The sequence below is a fragment of the uncultured Campylobacter sp. genome (assembly GCF_938045225.1).
Classification (GTDB): domain Bacteria; phylum Campylobacterota; class Campylobacteria; order Campylobacterales; family Campylobacteraceae; genus Campylobacter_A.
Genome location: NZ_CALINL010000076.1, coordinates 1 through 1,089, shown reverse-complemented (window position 1 = coordinate 1,089; position 1,089 = coordinate 1). Strand labels below are relative to the sequence as shown.

At 46.9% G+C, this 1,089-nt stretch carries 2 protein-coding genes; both read right to left on the bottom strand.

Annotated elements, in window-relative coordinates:
• On the bottom strand, positions 1 to 223 hold a 223-nt coding region (locus tag Q0200_RS03230; RefSeq protein ID WP_297937635.1), incomplete at its 3' end, for a YmdB family metallophosphoesterase.
• On the bottom strand, positions 223 to 984 hold the full coding sequence (locus Q0200_RS03225; RefSeq protein ID WP_297937633.1) for an ATP-binding protein: 762 nt from the start codon (positions 982 to 984) through the stop codon (positions 223 to 225). The genes Q0200_RS03225 and Q0200_RS03230, both read right to left, overlap by 1 nt.
• Between the last annotated feature and the right edge of the window lie 105 nt (positions 985 to 1,089).

The following is a 1,089-nucleotide window of genomic DNA, read 5'->3' as shown; positions in this document are numbered from 1 at the left end:
CAAAGCTGTGATTGCCGCCCGTGATCGCATCGATGCCGCAGCCAAGCAGCTCGTGCGCGTTTGTTGCGGTTAGACCGAAGCCTCCGCTTGCGTTTTCGGCGTTTGCGACGATAAAGTCAAGCTCAAACTCACGCTTAAATTTGGGCAAATTTTGTATCACCGCGCTTCGTCCAGCGCGTCCGACAATATCGCCTACAAAGCCTACTCTAGTTAAATTTGCCATCAAATTTTATCTTTATAGCTTAGATAAAACTGCCTTGCCGTGCGTCCCGAGCGGCTCGCGCGAAGCTGGGCGTATTGCTTAGCTAGCTCGTGAAGTATCGCTCTATCGCCTACGAAATCTTTAAAATAAAAATCCACTATCTTTAGATAGTCCGCAAAACTACCCTGATAAAAGCTAAGCCAAAGTCCGAATCTATCGCTAAGCGCGATCTTTTCTTCGACCGCGTCGCTATAGTGCAGCTCCGTCTCACCGACCCTTGCGCCCTCGTTGTCGCTTTTTAGCTCGCTGATCAGGTGGCGGCGGTTTGATGTGGCGTAGACTAGCACGTTTTTAGGCGCCTTTTCGATCGAGCCTTCTAGCACGGGTTTTAAAAATTTATAGCTCATGTCTCCCGCCTCAAAGCTAAGGTCGTCGCAAAAAACGATAAATTTAAAGCTGCTATCCCTAATCTCGTAAATGATCTCGGGTATCATCTCAAGCTCGTCGTTTTTTAGCTCGATTAGCCGCAAGCCCTCTGGGTAAAATTTAGTAAAAACGGCTTTAACCAGGCTACTTTTACCGCAGCCTCGCGCGCCCCAGAGTATCGCGTGATTAGCACCCTTGTCCTCTAAAAAATTTCGTGTATTTTCTACAAGCTCTTCTTTTTGTTTTTCGATCCCGATAAGCCCCTCAAGCTGCGTAAAATCAACGTCTATCACGCCTTTTAAAGCGCCAAATTTACGCCTATAAATCGCTGCGGCAGTCGTATTCCAGTCTATCATTTTTCCGCCCGTCCTTTGTTTAGTTTTCTAAGATAGATCAAGATCTCCTCTATCACGTCATCGTCGTCTTTGCTCTTTGATCTTAGTCTCGTTTGTTCGCCGTTT